Consider the following 13,551-nt stretch of genomic DNA (forward strand, 5'->3'; position numbering starts at 1 on the left):
ACGACGCGCCGGCGCAACCTGTTTCGCGAGAGCGGCCCGGCTGTAGACGTCGATACTGTCATCCGGCATCTGCCGCTCACCTCGCTTCGTCGGTCGACCGGCGCACGAATTGCGCCATCCATCATTAGAAACCCGCCCATCGGGGTACGTCAATCAGTTGCGCAAGTGTTCGACAGCGCGCCACCGGATGGAAATCCAACGGCAGCAGGGGAAGCCGGACGACCGCGAACGACAGCGGTTTCCGGCGCCGAGCAGCCCAGGCCGTCGGCGGCGGCCACCTGATTGCACTGCCGGTCACGGCCGTGCCACCCTACCGGCTCGCCGCCACCGCGACGTCACTCCGCCACATCCACCCCGTACCGGCGCGCCAGCACCGCGAGATCCGTCGGATAACCCTGGCCCACCGCACGCAACCGCCAGACGTCGCCACGCAGGTAGACCTCGGCGAGCACCAACGTCCGTTCCTCGGTGGCCGCGTCCATCGTCGCGCGCGCGACAACGCCTGCCTCCGCGCCCGGCATCGCCTCGACCTCGATCGCGCCGACATCACCGAAGGTGGCCTCCGCGTCGTCCAACGCGGCGGCCAGCACGATCCGGCGGCAATATCGCGGCAGCTGATCCAGCCGTATCGCGTCGGACTGCTCGTCGGGCCCCTCGGCGACGAGACGCACGCCCCGCGTCTCGGGCTGGTTGTAGAAGACGAAGTCGTCGTCGCCCGCCACCTGCTCGTCACCGTCGACGAGGAACGCGACCAGGTCAACCGCCCCGCTGCCGCTGTAGGCCCACGACGCCCGGATCGTCCAATCGATGCCGAAGTCGTCGATCGGTAGATCGATCACCTGACCACGAATCAGCGCAAGAGGCTCGGCGCCCGCGCGACGCGATGCCGGCGACGCGTCGGAAGGCTGCGGCGCCGAGAGCAATTCGGCGCCGTGCACCGGGATGCCGAGTTCGGCGGCCCGTACGCAGCGCCGGTCGGCGTGCCCTCCGGTCAGCGCGAGCACGTCGGTTACCCGCCCGGACATGTTCACGGCCGCGGAGCCGCCGAGCTCGGCGATCCGTGACCGGACTGCGGCGGCACCGCCATGCGTTCCACCGAGCACCAGCACCCGGCGTCCCGCCAAGGGGCCACCGGGTGCAACCGGCACACGCGACGGTCGACGACGTGTCGAAGAAGTTCGCGCCACCTGATCGCCCTTGCGCTCACCCGGCTCGACACGCTCCAGCAACAACAGGAATCTGTTCTCGCTGACGATCGGGGTGCCGACCTCGACGGCTTTGCGAGCCTTGCCGCTGGTCGAATTCGGCGCGTTGGTGACGAGCACACTGGTGCGACCGCTCACCGCGCTGGTCACCTCTAGTCCGGCCGCTTCGGCACGGGCGACCAGGACGTCCCGATCGGTCGCGGTATCGCCGGTGAAGGCCACTTTCATTCCCTGGACGAGAGCGCCACCGGTCTCGAACCGGCCCGGATACGTGTAAGGACACGGTGTTTTCGGGCCCGTCCGCTCGGTCGGCAGACCCCACGCGCTCTGGTAGTTCTCCTTCGGCGGGCAGCGCAGCAGAGGCGGCGTGATGCCGAGCCGCGCCGCATCGGCGATCAGCGCTCTGAGCACACCGGCCAGGACGCGAGTGTCGTCCAACGCGTCGTGCGCTTTCGAACGTGAAATCCCGTAATAGGCGGCGAGCGTGCCGAGTTTGCAATCCGGCGTCGGCGGCGCGACCCGCCGCGCGAGGGCAAGCGTGCACAATCGGCGACCCACCGGCAGATCGGCGCCGGTCCTGCCGAATTCGCTGGCGAGGAACCGGTAGTCGAAGTGCGCGTTGTGCGCGACCATCACCCGGCCGGCCAGCAGGGCCGAAAGAGGTTCGCGCACATGCTCGAATCGCGGTGAGCCGCGCAGGATCTCGGCCGTCAGGCCATGGATGTGCACCGGCCCCGGGTCGCAGCCCGGATCGACCAGCGTATGGAATTCATGGACGACCTGGCCGTCGGCGTCCAGGACCAATGCCGCCACCGAAAGCACCCGATGCTCTTCGGCCCGCAGACCCGAGGTCTCCACGTCGACAACGGTGTAGGCGCCGAAACCCGCCGTTGAAGGCGCTTGGCGCACAATCGCATTCCCTTGCACGGCCAACTCATCGTGACCACGGTCCCGAACGTTGCATTGATCGCACCTCGAATTCCGGATACGCCGCACTCACCATGGACGAGGTCGCCGCACGGGCCGGGACCGACACGAACGCCATCTGCCGACGCCGGCCCCATGGCCGGCCCTCCTGGGCCGCGCGATCGCACGAGGTGAAGCCGTCCCCAAAGCCCTGCATCCGCGGGTGCCACCGTGGCCCTGGTCCTACTCCGCAACGAGTTCGTGGTCCGCGGGACGCCGCGCTACGGGTTCGCGGCGCCGCAGATCGGCAACTCCAGCAGCGCGCTGTGAGCGCGTTGCGGCACCGAGGTGCCCAGGATGAGTTGATGTTCACGACGGCGCTGGCGCCGTGGTCGGCTACCGACTCCGCACGACATGCCCGACAGATCTTCACCGCCGACGCTCCGGGTGCCTGACCGCACCGGAAGCCGGCCACAGTCCCCACCCGTTGCTGAAGTGGTCAGACGTCCAGCTCGAGCCGTCGCGGGTTCGGCCGCCTCGCCCCCTCCGGCGCCTTCCGCAGGTCGGCCGGACAGCGGGCGGCTCAGCCGTTCGCGCTGGACAGCGAAGGCGTCCGCGGCCGAACCCGCTCGCGCGGCGCATCGCCGGGTGCCGTGATCACCGAACCCGCCAGTAGGGTTGACCACGGCGTTGCCAGGCCGGATGCTCTTGGTTGGCCGAACAGCTCGAAACCGGACATTCGAACGATCTTCATCGTCGTAGCGCCGAGTTGTGGCGGCGACGACGCCGGTGCGGACCCGCCCCGGTGTCCGGTACTCGAGGGGAGATTCGCGTGACCTACCGCCTGACCGATATCGATTGCGTGAGTGCCCGTGGGCACTCCGCGCTAGGGGGAACCCTCGCGATACAGGCGGTCTGGCGCTACGCCCGTGCGGTGGATCTGGCGGCGCTCGAGCATTTCCACGAGGCGTTGCGGCACGGCAGGCTGGGTAGAGCGGTCGCGCCCGCGATGATCCCCGCCGCCGGGGACCGGTGGACCACCCGAGTCGAATTCAGCCCGCTCGAGGTCGCCGAGGAGCCCATTCCCTCGGGCGATCTGGAGGCCTGGATCGCCGAACAAGGAAATGCCGAGTTGCGTACCTTCGGCGGGCCCGCGTGGCGGTTGGCGGCGACCCACCTCGACAACGGGGAAAGCGTGGTGTCGCTGCTGGTTTCCCACACGCTCGCGGACGGCCACGCGTTCTGCACGGCGGTCACGGACGCCGTCGCGGACAAGCGACTCGACTTGTCCTACCGCACAGATGAATTCGGCCGGATACGCCTGCTCGCCGGTGATCTCCGCGATGCCGCGCGGCGAGCCAGGTCGTTACCCTCCGCCGCCGGTTTGGCGCTGCGGTTGGCCGTCACCGGGCGCGGCGGCGGGACCGGGACCGTCGGCGACGCGCCGGACTTCCGGCTTCCGACCGTCACCGCGACGGTCCCGGCGCAGCTGTGGCATGCGGCGGCACGGGCCCGAGGCGGAACCGGCACCACCCTGGCGGTGGCGATGATGACCGCCATCGCGACGGAGGTCGGCCGCACCGACGAAGAGGGCCGGGTGCGCATGATGATGCCGGTCAGCACCCGCACCGCCGACGATCTTCGGGCGAACGCTCTGACCTCCATCGCCTTCGAAGTGGACGTGCACGACGGCGCACCGGCCGATCTCGCTCCGCTGCGCGCGGTGATGAAGGAAAAGCTCACCGCGGCCGCGGCCAGCGGGCAGGACGTCCCGCCGCTGATCCCGGTCGCGGTGGCGCTGCCGCGCGGACGGTATGCCCGGCTGGCCCGCCAAGCCGCCACCGACCCCGCCTCCACGGTGTGCTCCAGCCTCGGCAAGCTCGACCCCGAAATCCTGCGCATCGACGGCAGCCCGGCCTCGGCGATGATGATCGGCCTGGTCAATCAGAGCCTCGACGCGCGGAGCGTCGTGACCGAACGCGGTGGCAATCTGTACGTCGCGCTGGTCGAGGCCGCGGAGAAGATCACGATGCGCGTCATGGGGTTCCACCCGCCTGCCCTGCTGGACACCGAGCAGCTCACCGAGCTGGTGCGGTCCGCGCTCGCCGAGTACGAGCTCTCGGCGACCTTCTGGTAGCACCTCGGCTTGTCACCGCCATGTGGCACGATCGCGTAAGTGACCAGCCGACCCGCCGCCACGCAGCACCTGCACGACCTCGCGCGGCTGCGCCGCGTTCGCGACCGCATCGATCGCGAGTACGCGCAGCCGCTGGACGTGGAGGCGCTCGCGCGCGACGCGCACATGTCGGCCGGGCACCTCAGCCGCCAGTTCCGGCTCGCCTACGGCGAATCGCCGTACTCCTACCTGATGACGCGGCGCATCGAACGAGCGATGTCGCTGCTGCGGCGGGGCGACCTCAGCGTCACCGAGGTGTGCTTCGCGGTCGGCTGCTCGTCGCTGGGCACCTTCAGCACCCGCTTCACCGAGTTGGTCGGTGTGCCGCCGAGCGTCTACCGGCGCGAGGCGGCGCGCGCCACGGCGGGGATCCCCTCGTGCGTGTCGAAACAGGTGACCAGACCGATCAGGAATCGAGAAGCACCGGTTACCGAGCCGCAATTAGCCTGACTGCCATGGACATCACCATTCACGCGAGCTTCCTGCCGCACGACGACGCGGACGCGGCCCTCGCCTTCTACCGCGACATCCTCGGCTTCGAGGTCCGCAACGACGTCGGGTACGAAGGGATGCGCTGGCTCACCGTCGGCCCCGCCGGCCAGCCGGAAACATCCATCGTCCTGCATCCGCCGGGCGCAGATCCCGGCATCACCGACGACGAGCGCCGCACCATCACCGAGATGATGGCGAAGGGCACCTATGGCGGCATCCTGCTGGCAACCAAGGATCTGGATGGCGCTTTCGAACGGCTGGCGGCCAACGACGCGGAGATCGTCCAGGAGCCGACCGAGCAGCCGTACGGGGTGCGCGACTGCGCCGTCCGCGATCCCGCGGGCAACCTGATCCGCATCCAGCAGCTGCGCTGACCGCCCGGCGCGAACCGATCGAACCGAGCCCGGCGACGCCGGCCGCGCAGGCGGCCCCGCCCGACAGATGGAGACACGATGAGCACGGCCACGACGACGGACACGCAGTCGCCCGCGCCGCACGCCGCGGACAGCCACGATTTGATCCGCGTGCACGGAGCGCGCGAGAACAACCTCAAGGATGTCAGCATCGAGATTCCGAAGCGAAGGCTGACGGTGTTCACCGGCGTCTCCGGCTCGGGCAAGAGCTCACTGGTGTTCAGCACGATCGCCGCGGAGTCGCAGCGGCTGATCAACGAGACCTACAGCGCGTTCGTCCAGGGCTTCATGCCGACGCTGGCACGGCCCGAGGTCGACGTGCTCGAGGGGCTGACCACCGCGATCATCGTCGATCAGCAACGGATGGGTTCCGACCCGCGCTCCACGGTCGGCACCGCCACCGACGCCAATGCCATGCTGCGCATTCTCTTCAGCAGGCTCGGAAAGCCGCACATCGGCTCGCCCCAGGCTTTCTCCTTCAACGTCGCCTCGATCAGCGGGGCGGGCGCGGTCACGACCGAACGTTCCGGAAGGACCGTGAAGGAGCGCCGCAGCTTCAGCATCACCGGCGGGATGTGCCCGCGCTGCGAGGGCCGGGGCTCGGTGTCCGATATCGACCTCACCCAGCTCTACGACGATTCCAAGTCGCTCGCCGAAGGCGCGTTCACCATCCCGGGCTGGAAGTCGGACAGCTTCTGGACGGTGCGGGTCTACGCGGAGTCGGGTTTCGTCGATCCGAACAAGCCGATCCGCAAGTACACCAAGAGGGAGATGCAGGACTTCCTCTACAAAGAGCCCACCAAGGTGAAGATCGAGGGGGTCAATCTCACTTACGAGGGGCTGATCCCCAAGATCCAGAAGTCGTTCCTGTCCAAGGACCGGGAGGCGATGCAGCCGCACATCCGGGCGTTCGTGGACCGCGCGGTCACCTTCACGACCTGTCCCGAGTGCGACGGCACCCGGCTCACCGAGGCGGCGCGCTCGTCGAAGATCGCGGGGATCAGCATCGCCGACGCCTGCGCGATGCAGATCAGCGACCTCGCCGAATGGGTCGGCGGCCTCAGCGAGCCGTCGGTGGCGCCGCTGCTGGGCGCGCTGCGGCACACTCTCGACTCGTTCGTGGAGATCGGGTTGGGCTACCTCTCGCTGGACCGGCCCTCCGGCACACTGTCGGGCGGTGAGGCCCAGCGCACCAAGATGATCCGCCACCTCGGCTCCTCGCTCACCGACGTCACCTACGTCTTCGACGAGCCGACCATCGGCCTGCATCCCCATGACATCCAGCGGATGAACAACCTGCTGCTGCGGCTGCGGGACAAGGGAAACACGGTGCTCGTCGTGGAGCACAAGCCGGAGACGATCGTGATCGCCGACCATGTCGTCGACCTCGGTCCGGGAGCGGGCACGGCGGGCGGCACCGTCTGCTTCGAGGGCAGCATCGAGGGGCTGCGGGCCAGCGGCACTGTCACCGGCCATCATTTCGACGACCGGGCCGCGCTCAAGGCCACCGTGCGCGAGCCGAGCGGCAAGCTCGAGATCCGCGGCGCGAAAGCGAACAACCTGCGCGATGTCGACGTCGACGTTCCGCTGGGTGTGCTCGTCGCCATCACCGGCGTGGCGGGGTCCGGCAAGAGCTCGCTGGTGCACGGGTCGATCCCCGCGGGCGAAGGCGTGGTCGCGGTGGATCAGGCGCCCATCCGCGGCTCGCGGCGCAGTAATCCGGCGACCTACACCGGATTGCTCGAGCCGATCCGCAAGGCGTTCGCCAAGGCCAACGGGGTGAAGCCCGCGCTGTTCAGCGCCAATTCCGAAGGAGCGTGCCCCACCTGCAACGGCGCGGGCGTCGTCTACACCGACTTGGGGATGATGGCAGGTGTCGCCACCACTTGCGAGGAGTGCGAGGGCAAGCGATACCAGGCGTCGGTGCTGGAATACCACCTCGGCGGCCGCGACATCAGCGAAGTGCTCGCGATGTCGGTGCTCGAGGCCGAGGAGTTCTTCGGCACCGAGGCCGCCCGCACCCCGGCCGCGCACGCCATCCTGAGCAGGCTCGCCGACGTCGGGCTGGGCTATCTCAGCCTCGGTCAGCCGCTCACCACGCTGTCCGGCGGCGAGCGGCAACGGCTCAAGCTGGCCACGCACATGGCCGAGAAGGGCGGCGTCTACGTCCTCGACGAGCCGACCACCGGCCTGCATCTCGCCGATGTCGAGCAGTTGCTCGGCCTGCTCGACCGGCTCGTCGACTCCGGCAAGTCGGTGATCGTCATCGAGCACCACCAAGCGGTCATGGCGCATGCGGACTGGATCATCGACCTCGGTCCTGGGGCGGGACACGACGGCGGCCGGGTCGTCTTCCAGGGCACTCCCGCCGACCTCGTCGCCGCCCGCTCCACTCTCACCGGCGAACATCTCGCGGCCTACGTCGGCGCCTGACCGGGCGCTCGCGAGCAGGGTGGCGGCGATCGACGCCGCTACCCTGACCCGAGAACGCGAGCCGTCAAGGCGAGCACGCCCTCCCGATGGCGTTGCGGGGAGGTCATGTCGGTGATCTCCGGACGCATGCTCGCGAAGATCGCCATGGCCAGGAACTCCGCGTCGGCATCCGGGACGACCTGGGCGATCAACTCCGCCAGCAGCGCCCGCCACGGCGCCCAGGTCTCGGACCGACAGCCGTCGGGCAGGGCGCGCGTCAACGGTTGCAACTCGACCACCGTGAGGTCGAACACCGTGGCGACGAACGTCTGTATCCGCTCGTCCACCGGCACGGCGGGATCCGCGGCGAGGTCGCGGACGGCCGCCCAAGCCCGGCCGGTCCGGTCGTCGAACAGCGCGCGAATCAGCCCTTCGCGGTCGGTGAATCGGCGGAACAGCGTGCCCTTCCCGACTCCGGCGGCTGCCGCGATCTCGTCCATGCAGACGTTGTCGCGCTGCTCATCGCAGATCAGACGCCCGGCTACGGCGAGAATCGCGGCCCGGTTGCGTTCGGCGTCGGCGCGCATCGCTGACCTCTCCAGTTGACATAAGCGGACCCGTAGTCCGTATCATAGCGGCACGCTAAACGGACCGACAGTCCGCATTCGGAAAGGTGGATCCCATGCGCGCAGTTCGCTATCACGAGTACGGCGGCCCGGAAGTGCTGCGAGTCGAGGAGGTCGACGATCCCACGCCGGGCGAGGGCGAGCTGCTCGTCCGGGCCACGGCCACCGGAGTCAACTACTTCGAGGTGCAGGTGCGCGCCGGGGTGACCCCGGATCCGCTCGGCCTGCCGCTGCCGCACACGCCCGGCATCGAAGTAGCCGGGACGGTGGCCGCGGTCGGTCCCGGCGTCGAGACCCGCCGCATCGGCGAACGAGTGGTCGGCACGGTCGCCTCCGGCAGTTACGCGGAACTGGTGCGTATTCCGGCGGCGGCGGCCGTACCGCTCGACGATCGCCTCGGCGAGCATCAAGCCCTCGCGCTGCTCGGCCAGGGCGCGACGGCCGTGGGATTGATCGAAGCCGCGGAGATCGGGCCCGAGGACACGGTTCTGGTGGAGGCGGCAGGCGGAGGAATCGGAACCCTGTTGATCCAGTTGGCCAAACGAGCCGGAGCCCGGGTCGTCGCCGGTGCGAGCGGGGCCGCGAAGCGGCAGCTGGCCGCCGACCTCGGCGCCGATGCCACCGTGGACTACACGCGACCGGGATGGACCGAGGAGGCCGGTCCGGTGTCGGTCGTGCTCGAGACCGTCGGCGGACAGACGGCTCGGGAGGCTTACAGCCTGCTCACGAAACCGCGCGCCCGCATGGTGGTCTTCGGCTCGGCCAGCGGCGTCGCGGTCGAGATCAGCTCGGAGCAACTCCTACCGGTCGGCGCCTCGCTGATTCCCTTCAGCCTCGGATATCGCCCGCAACGGTGGCCGGAGCTGGCCCGCCGAGCCGAGGACCTCACGGTGCGCGGTGAACTCACCCCTGTCATCGGCACGGTGCTGCCCCTGGCCGAAGCGGCGACCGCCCATCGGGCGTTCGAAGACCGCACGGCCATCGGGAAGACCATCCTCACCCCCTGACCGCGCATCGGAAACGTGCGGCCATCGAGCTCGTACGGCTCACGGCAAGGTACGCCGACCGGCCGACGGGCGACAGCATCCGCACCGGTGGCGATGCCGCCGGTGAAATGCCGTCGCGGTGCCCCCGAAATTCCCGCGCGGCGCGTCAATCCCAGCTGTCGATCTTGACGTCGTGGGGATGCGGAGCGCCCTTCTCGGTTTCGATCAGCGATTTCAGGCTCAGCAGGTAGACCGCCCACTTGGTGCTGCAGTGATGCATGAAGTCCACCGGCTCCTTCCACCCCCGGTGCGCGAAGAGCACGGTGGTGTAGTCGCCCGCCTGCTCGAGGCTCCAGTCCACCTGGGTCCCGATCCACTCATCAGGCCCGCCGACCACCTCCCACAGCACTCGCTTTCCCGGGTCGAGCTCGCGCACCCGCATGTCGAATCCACCTGCCGCGAAGCGGAATTCGAGCAAGCCGCCGAGCTCGCCGCCGTCCCCCTGGGTATCGGCCGTCCACCACCCGGCGAGCCCCTCGGCGGTGGTCAAGGCGGCGTAGACCTCGTCCACCGGCGACTTGATGCCCACTTTGTGCAGAATGTCCACCATTTCGATTCCTCTTTCCATTGTTCTCGTAACCGCGTGATCTCACTGCTGGTCTTGTCTGCGCTGAATCGCCTCCGCGATGCGCTTGATACGCCGGAGCCTGGCGTCCCACGCCGCCCCGACCGCGGACAACTGAGCGACCGCGCGCGCGAGTTGCGCCTCGTCCACCCGGTACCGCCGCTCCCGCCCGGCGGGCGTGCCGTGCACCAAACCGACGCGGTCGAGCACGCCGAGATGTTTGGCGACCGCCTGCCGCGTGACGGGCAGCCGCTCACTGAGGCTGGTGGCCGTGCCGTTCCCCTCCGCGAGGAGCAGATCGAGCATCCGCCTGCGCATCGGGTCCCCGATGGCGGACCACAGGTCGTCGTCGACTGCGGCGGTCACGGCGTCGACACCAGCCGCACGATGTACTCCCCGAGGCGGGGGACGAAGGTGTCCCATCCCACGCTGTGGTCGCGGTACTGCTCCTCGAGTTTCGCCACCTCCCAACCCATTTCCCGGAACCCCGTCTCGGTGAGCCGGATCCTGGTGCCCGCGCCCGACGGGGTGAGTTCGAAAGTGACCAGCAGCGAGCCGGCGGAATCGTCGATCGCGCCGCCCGGATAGCACCAGCGGAACGAGAACAATCGCGGCGGCTCGGCCCGCACCACCCTGATCGGGACGACATCGACGCGGTCGCCCCAGACGAGTTCGCCGACCGCACCGGGCGCCGCATCGAACTCGGCGTCGTCGCTCCACCATTCCGAGATGTGCTCCGGGCTGCTGACGACCTCGAAGACCACCTCGGGCGAGGCGTCGACGTGTATCTCGCGTTCGATGCTGCCGTACTCCATATCCACGACCTCCATATGCAACGTTTGGTTGCGCTTGACGTTAGTCGACCACCGGGCATAGCGCAACCATTGGTTGCATATGCGCCGCCGTCGCCGATGCCGGACCTCGCCGCCGCACACCTCGCGCCGACCGACGCCATGGCGGTATCCCCTGCCCGGCAATGGCTTCAGCAACTGAGACATGCCGCGCCCACCCGCCGATTCGGCGCATCAGCAACTTTTCAGCAATCTCGCATCGCTACGATAGCCGCGTGCTGCGCGGAGTGCGGACGAATCGGCGATCAGAAGATCCGGCGACCACAAATCGTCGCGACCGCGGGCGCCGCCGAGCTGCCATGCGGGAGCCGGGATCGACACATCGCCCTGTCAACCCGTAGCCGCCACGCTCACGGCGATCACTGTCACCGCCCGCACCGACGATCGTCTTCATCGGCGTCCCTTTCGAATTCCCGGCAACTGGCAGTCGGCGTCTCGAGAATTCCTTTGCAACATCGGTTCTCGTGGCAGGTGTCGGCTCAACGACCTCTCGCCGAGCCCTGGGTCTCGCCGACACCGCGGCAGTCCGCTGTGCGTCCACGTTTGTGTGCGCGGTGATCGGTAATGTCGGACGAGTGAGTAGCTGGGTGCGCCGGAAGTTTCACGGCATAGGACGAATCGATCGAGCGATCGGCGGCGCGGTCGCCGAACTGCCTGCCTCGGTGGTCGACCATGGATTGCTGCGGCTCACCGGCAGCGCGAACTTCAGCGGACTCTGGCTGGTTCTCGCGACGCTGCTCGCCTCCCGCCAAGGCGCGCCGCGGCGGGCCGCGCTGCGCGGCGTCGTCTCCGTCGCCGGAGCCAGTCTCGTCGTCAACGTGGGCCTCAAATCGCTGATCGCCCGGCGCAGGCCTGCCGCCGAACTCCTGCCGGTGCACCGGCGACTCGTTCCGACTCCGCGCTCCTCCTCCTTCCCCTCGGGACACAGCGCTTGCGCCGCGGCATTCGCCACCGCTGTCGCTCTGGAAAGTCCCCGTACCGCACTGGCTGTCGCCCCGCTGGCCGCCACCGTCGCCTACTCTCGGGTGCACACCGGTGTGCACTGGAGTTCCGATGTGCTCGTCGGAGCGGCCGTGGGTTCCGGTGTCGCCCTGGCCACGCGACGCTGGTGGCCGGTACGCGAATCCGATGAGGCGCAGGCCCGCCCGGTTCGCGAAGTGCCCGCGCTGGTGGAGGGCAAAGGCCTGGTGGTCATGGTGAATCCGGTGTCCGGTGACCCGAATTACGATCCCACCGACGACGTGGTCGCGGCCCTGCCCGCCGCCACCGTGCTGCGCACGCAGCCCGATCTGGACTGTGCCGACCAGCTCGAGCGGGCCATCGCCGAGCACGGTGAACCGGTGCTTGCGGTCGGCGTCGCCGGTGGTGACGGCACGGTGGCCGCGGTGGCCGCGGTCGCGTTGCGCCACGAGCTGCCGCTGGTCGTCATCCCCACCGGCACGCTCAACCACTTCGCCCGCGATCTCGGCGTCTACGACCTGCGCGAAGTAATCGATGCCACCGGTGTCGGCGAGGCGGTGGCGGTGGACATCGCCGGCGTCGAATGCGAGGACGACACCGGTTCCCGCACCCGGCATCTGATCAACACCGCCAGCCTCGGCGCCTATCCGGACCTGGTGCAGCTGCGCGAGAAGTGGCAGTCACGCTGGGGCAAATGGCCCGCCTTCGCCGCCGCGCTCGTGGTGACCCTGCACCGGGCCGAGCCGATCGAGATCTGCCTGGACGGACGCTGGCAGCGGGTGTGGTTCCTGTTCGTCGGCAACGGTCCCTACCACCCGCACGGCGCGGTGCCCGCCTTCCGTGACCGGCTCGACGCCGGACTACTCGATATCCGCTGGCTGCGCGCCGATCTGCGCTGGTCGCGCACCCGCGCCGTACTCGCGCTGTTGCTGGCGGCGATCGGCCACAGCAAGGTCTACGGCGAACGCCAGTTGCCCGAACTCTTCGTGCAGCTACCCACGCCGGAGGCGCTGGCGACCGATGGCGAGGTGGTCGGCAAGGCCACCCGACTGCACTTCCGCATCGCCGGGCAACTCGCGGTCTACCGCCGTGACGAATCCAATCCGCTCTGGGCCGACCGCAGCCGCCCGCATCACCGCCGAGCTCCCTGGCTGCGGGACGTCTTCCGAGCCGAGCTACCGTTTCAGCGGCGAGCGGGCGAAGACTGAGCGCGCTACTTCATCAAGCGCAGCAACCCGAGGTTCGGCTCGAGCGCGCCGTCCTGCCCCAGCGCCAGGAAGTCCGCCTCGACCGCCTCGCGCTCCAGCACCCCGGCCCGCACCGCGTGGTAACGCACCACCGACCAGAGGAAGACATCGAGGTCGTCGAAACGAGTGCCCTCCTCGACCACTTTCTCCTCGTGGAACCAGATCGCGACCTGCCCGTTGCTGAGCACCACGTACAGGTTGCCGCCGCCGTCCGCGCCGATCGAGTACACGTCGCCGTCGGTGAGCTCGGTCTCGTAGTCGGAATCCAGTATGCCGCAGTTATTTCCGGCGAAGTCGAAACCGTAGGACCAGTCGTGGACATCCAGGAACTGCGGCATCCGCCCGGACCGCACCCGGCGATCGAAAGCCGCCAGCGCCGCCGCGGACGCGGGCGCCAGCCGGTCGAGGAAGGGCGCCACCGGCCGGGTCTCTTCCGGCACGGTGACCGGCGGCCGATCGGCGAACCATCTGGCCAGGTCGGCGTCGAGGTCGCGCTCGACGTATCCGGCCAAGTCGTCACGAGTAAGTGTCACCGCCGAATCGTAAGCGTCGTCAATGACATTCACTGAACACCGGATCGTCCAGCCCATCGCCGGCAGCTTGCGAAATCATCGCTACCGCGCTGCCTCGGGGCTGATCGCCGGGCGGCGAT

12 protein-coding genes are annotated in these 13,551 nt (G+C 68.9%); 6 read left to right on the forward strand and 6 right to left on the reverse strand.

Translation table 11 applies throughout. From position 1 onward, the window contains the following. Window positions 1-335: 335 nt before the first annotated feature. Window positions 336-2,132 carry an exonuclease domain-containing protein gene (locus ABZW96_RS27150; protein WP_355078456.1) on the reverse strand — a complete coding sequence of 599 codons (1,797 nt, stop codon included), beginning with the start codon at window positions 2,130-2,132 and terminating at the stop codon, window positions 336-338. 811 nt (window positions 2,133-2,943) lie between these two features. On the opposite strand from ABZW96_RS27150, the gene ABZW96_RS27155 reads away from it, so the two are divergent. The 4 genes from ABZW96_RS27155 to ABZW96_RS27170 all read left to right on the forward strand — a co-directional run bounded on the left by ABZW96_RS27155 (window position 2,944) and on the right by ABZW96_RS27170 (window position 7,625). Continuing rightward, window positions 2,944-4,248: a hypothetical protein gene (locus ABZW96_RS27155; protein ID WP_355078457.1), complete on the forward strand. Its 1,305-nt coding sequence runs from the start codon at window positions 2,944-2,946 to the stop codon at window positions 4,246-4,248. Window positions 4,249-4,287: 39 nt separating this feature from the next. Further along, window positions 4,288-4,737 (forward strand): helix-turn-helix transcriptional regulator, encoded by a 450-nt coding sequence (locus ABZW96_RS27160; protein WP_355078458.1) that lies wholly within the window; start codon window positions 4,288-4,290, stop codon window positions 4,735-4,737. A gap of 5 nt (window positions 4,738-4,742) precedes the next feature. After that, the gene (locus tag ABZW96_RS27165) at window positions 4,743-5,153 is read left to right on the forward strand and encodes a VOC family protein (RefSeq protein WP_355078459.1); all 411 of its coding nucleotides are present in this window, start codon (window positions 4,743-4,745) and stop codon (window positions 5,151-5,153) included. Window positions 5,154-5,231: 78 nt separating this feature from the next. Beyond that, window positions 5,232-7,625, forward strand: coding sequence for an excinuclease ABC subunit UvrA (locus tag ABZW96_RS27170; RefSeq protein ID WP_355078460.1), 2,394 nt, complete (start codon window positions 5,232-5,234; stop codon window positions 7,623-7,625). Between the two features lie 38 nt (window positions 7,626-7,663). Here ABZW96_RS27170 and ABZW96_RS27175 read toward each other — a convergent pair whose 3' ends face one another. Beyond that, entirely contained in the window at window positions 7,664-8,191 is a 528-nt protein-coding gene (locus tag ABZW96_RS27175) for a TetR/AcrR family transcriptional regulator (protein ID WP_355078461.1), read from the reverse strand. A gap of 95 nt (window positions 8,192-8,286) precedes the next feature. Here ABZW96_RS27175 and ABZW96_RS27180 point away from each other — a divergent pair, with 95 nt between their 5' ends. Next, window positions 8,287-9,237 (forward strand): zinc-binding dehydrogenase, encoded by a 951-nt coding sequence (locus tag ABZW96_RS27180; protein WP_355078462.1) that lies wholly within the window; start codon window positions 8,287-8,289, stop codon window positions 9,235-9,237. A 145-nt stretch (window positions 9,238-9,382) separates the two neighbouring features. On the opposite strand, the gene ABZW96_RS27185 is transcribed toward ABZW96_RS27180, so the two are convergent. From ABZW96_RS27185 to ABZW96_RS27195, 3 genes are read right to left on the reverse strand one after another with little or no spacing between them, the layout of a single operon-like run. Continuing rightward, window positions 9,383-9,826: an SRPBCC domain-containing protein gene (locus tag ABZW96_RS27185; RefSeq protein ID WP_355078463.1), complete on the reverse strand. Its 444-nt coding sequence runs from the start codon at window positions 9,824-9,826 to the stop codon at window positions 9,383-9,385. Between the two features lie 39 nt (window positions 9,827-9,865). Next, window positions 9,866-10,207 (reverse strand): metalloregulator ArsR/SmtB family transcription factor, encoded by a 342-nt coding sequence (locus ABZW96_RS27190; RefSeq protein WP_355078464.1) that lies wholly within the window; start codon window positions 10,205-10,207, stop codon window positions 9,866-9,868. After that, complete coding sequence (locus ABZW96_RS27195) at window positions 10,204-10,656, reverse strand: SRPBCC family protein (protein WP_355078545.1); 453 nt, start codon at window positions 10,654-10,656, stop codon at window positions 10,204-10,206. Before ABZW96_RS27195 ends, ABZW96_RS27190 begins: the two co-directional genes overlap by 4 nt. Before the next feature lie 611 nt (window positions 10,657-11,267). Between ABZW96_RS27195 and ABZW96_RS27200 the strand changes: the two genes are divergently transcribed. After that, window positions 11,268-12,860: a phosphatase PAP2 family protein gene (locus ABZW96_RS27200; protein WP_355078465.1), complete on the forward strand. Its 1,593-nt coding sequence runs from the start codon at window positions 11,268-11,270 to the stop codon at window positions 12,858-12,860. A 5-nt stretch (window positions 12,861-12,865) separates the two neighbouring features. On the opposite strand, the gene ABZW96_RS27205 is transcribed toward ABZW96_RS27200, so the two are convergent. Continuing rightward, window positions 12,866-13,432, reverse strand: a complete 567-nt coding sequence (locus ABZW96_RS27205; protein ID WP_355078466.1) for a hypothetical protein — start codon at window positions 13,430-13,432, stop codon at window positions 12,866-12,868. Between the last annotated feature and the right edge of the window lie 119 nt (window positions 13,433-13,551).

Origin of the sequence: Nocardia sp. NPDC004168 (genome assembly GCF_040610355.1) — a bacterium.
GTDB lineage: Bacteria > Actinomycetota > Actinomycetes > Mycobacteriales > Mycobacteriaceae > Nocardia > Nocardia sichangensis.

Excerpts from the sequence above, each read along its gene's own strand:
- ABZW96_RS27175 (WP_355078461.1), bottom strand. The coding sequence starts at position 8,191 with ATGCGCGCCGACGCCGAACGCAACCGGGCCGCGATTCTCGCCGTAGCC.
- ABZW96_RS27195 (WP_355078545.1), bottom strand. The coding sequence starts at position 10,656 with ATGGAGTACGGCAGCATCGAACGCGAGATACACGTCGACGCCTCGCCC.
- ABZW96_RS27165 (WP_355078459.1), top strand. The coding sequence starts at position 4,743 with ATGGACATCACCATTCACGCGAGCTTCCTGCCGCACGACGACGCGGAC.
- ABZW96_RS27170 (WP_355078460.1), top strand. The coding sequence starts at position 5,232 with ATGAGCACGGCCACGACGACGGACACGCAGTCGCCCGCGCCGCACGCC.
- ABZW96_RS27180 (WP_355078462.1), top strand. The coding sequence starts at position 8,287 with ATGCGCGCAGTTCGCTATCACGAGTACGGCGGCCCGGAAGTGCTGCGA.
- ABZW96_RS27185 (WP_355078463.1), bottom strand. The coding sequence starts at position 9,826 with ATGGTGGACATTCTGCACAAAGTGGGCATCAAGTCGCCGGTGGACGAG.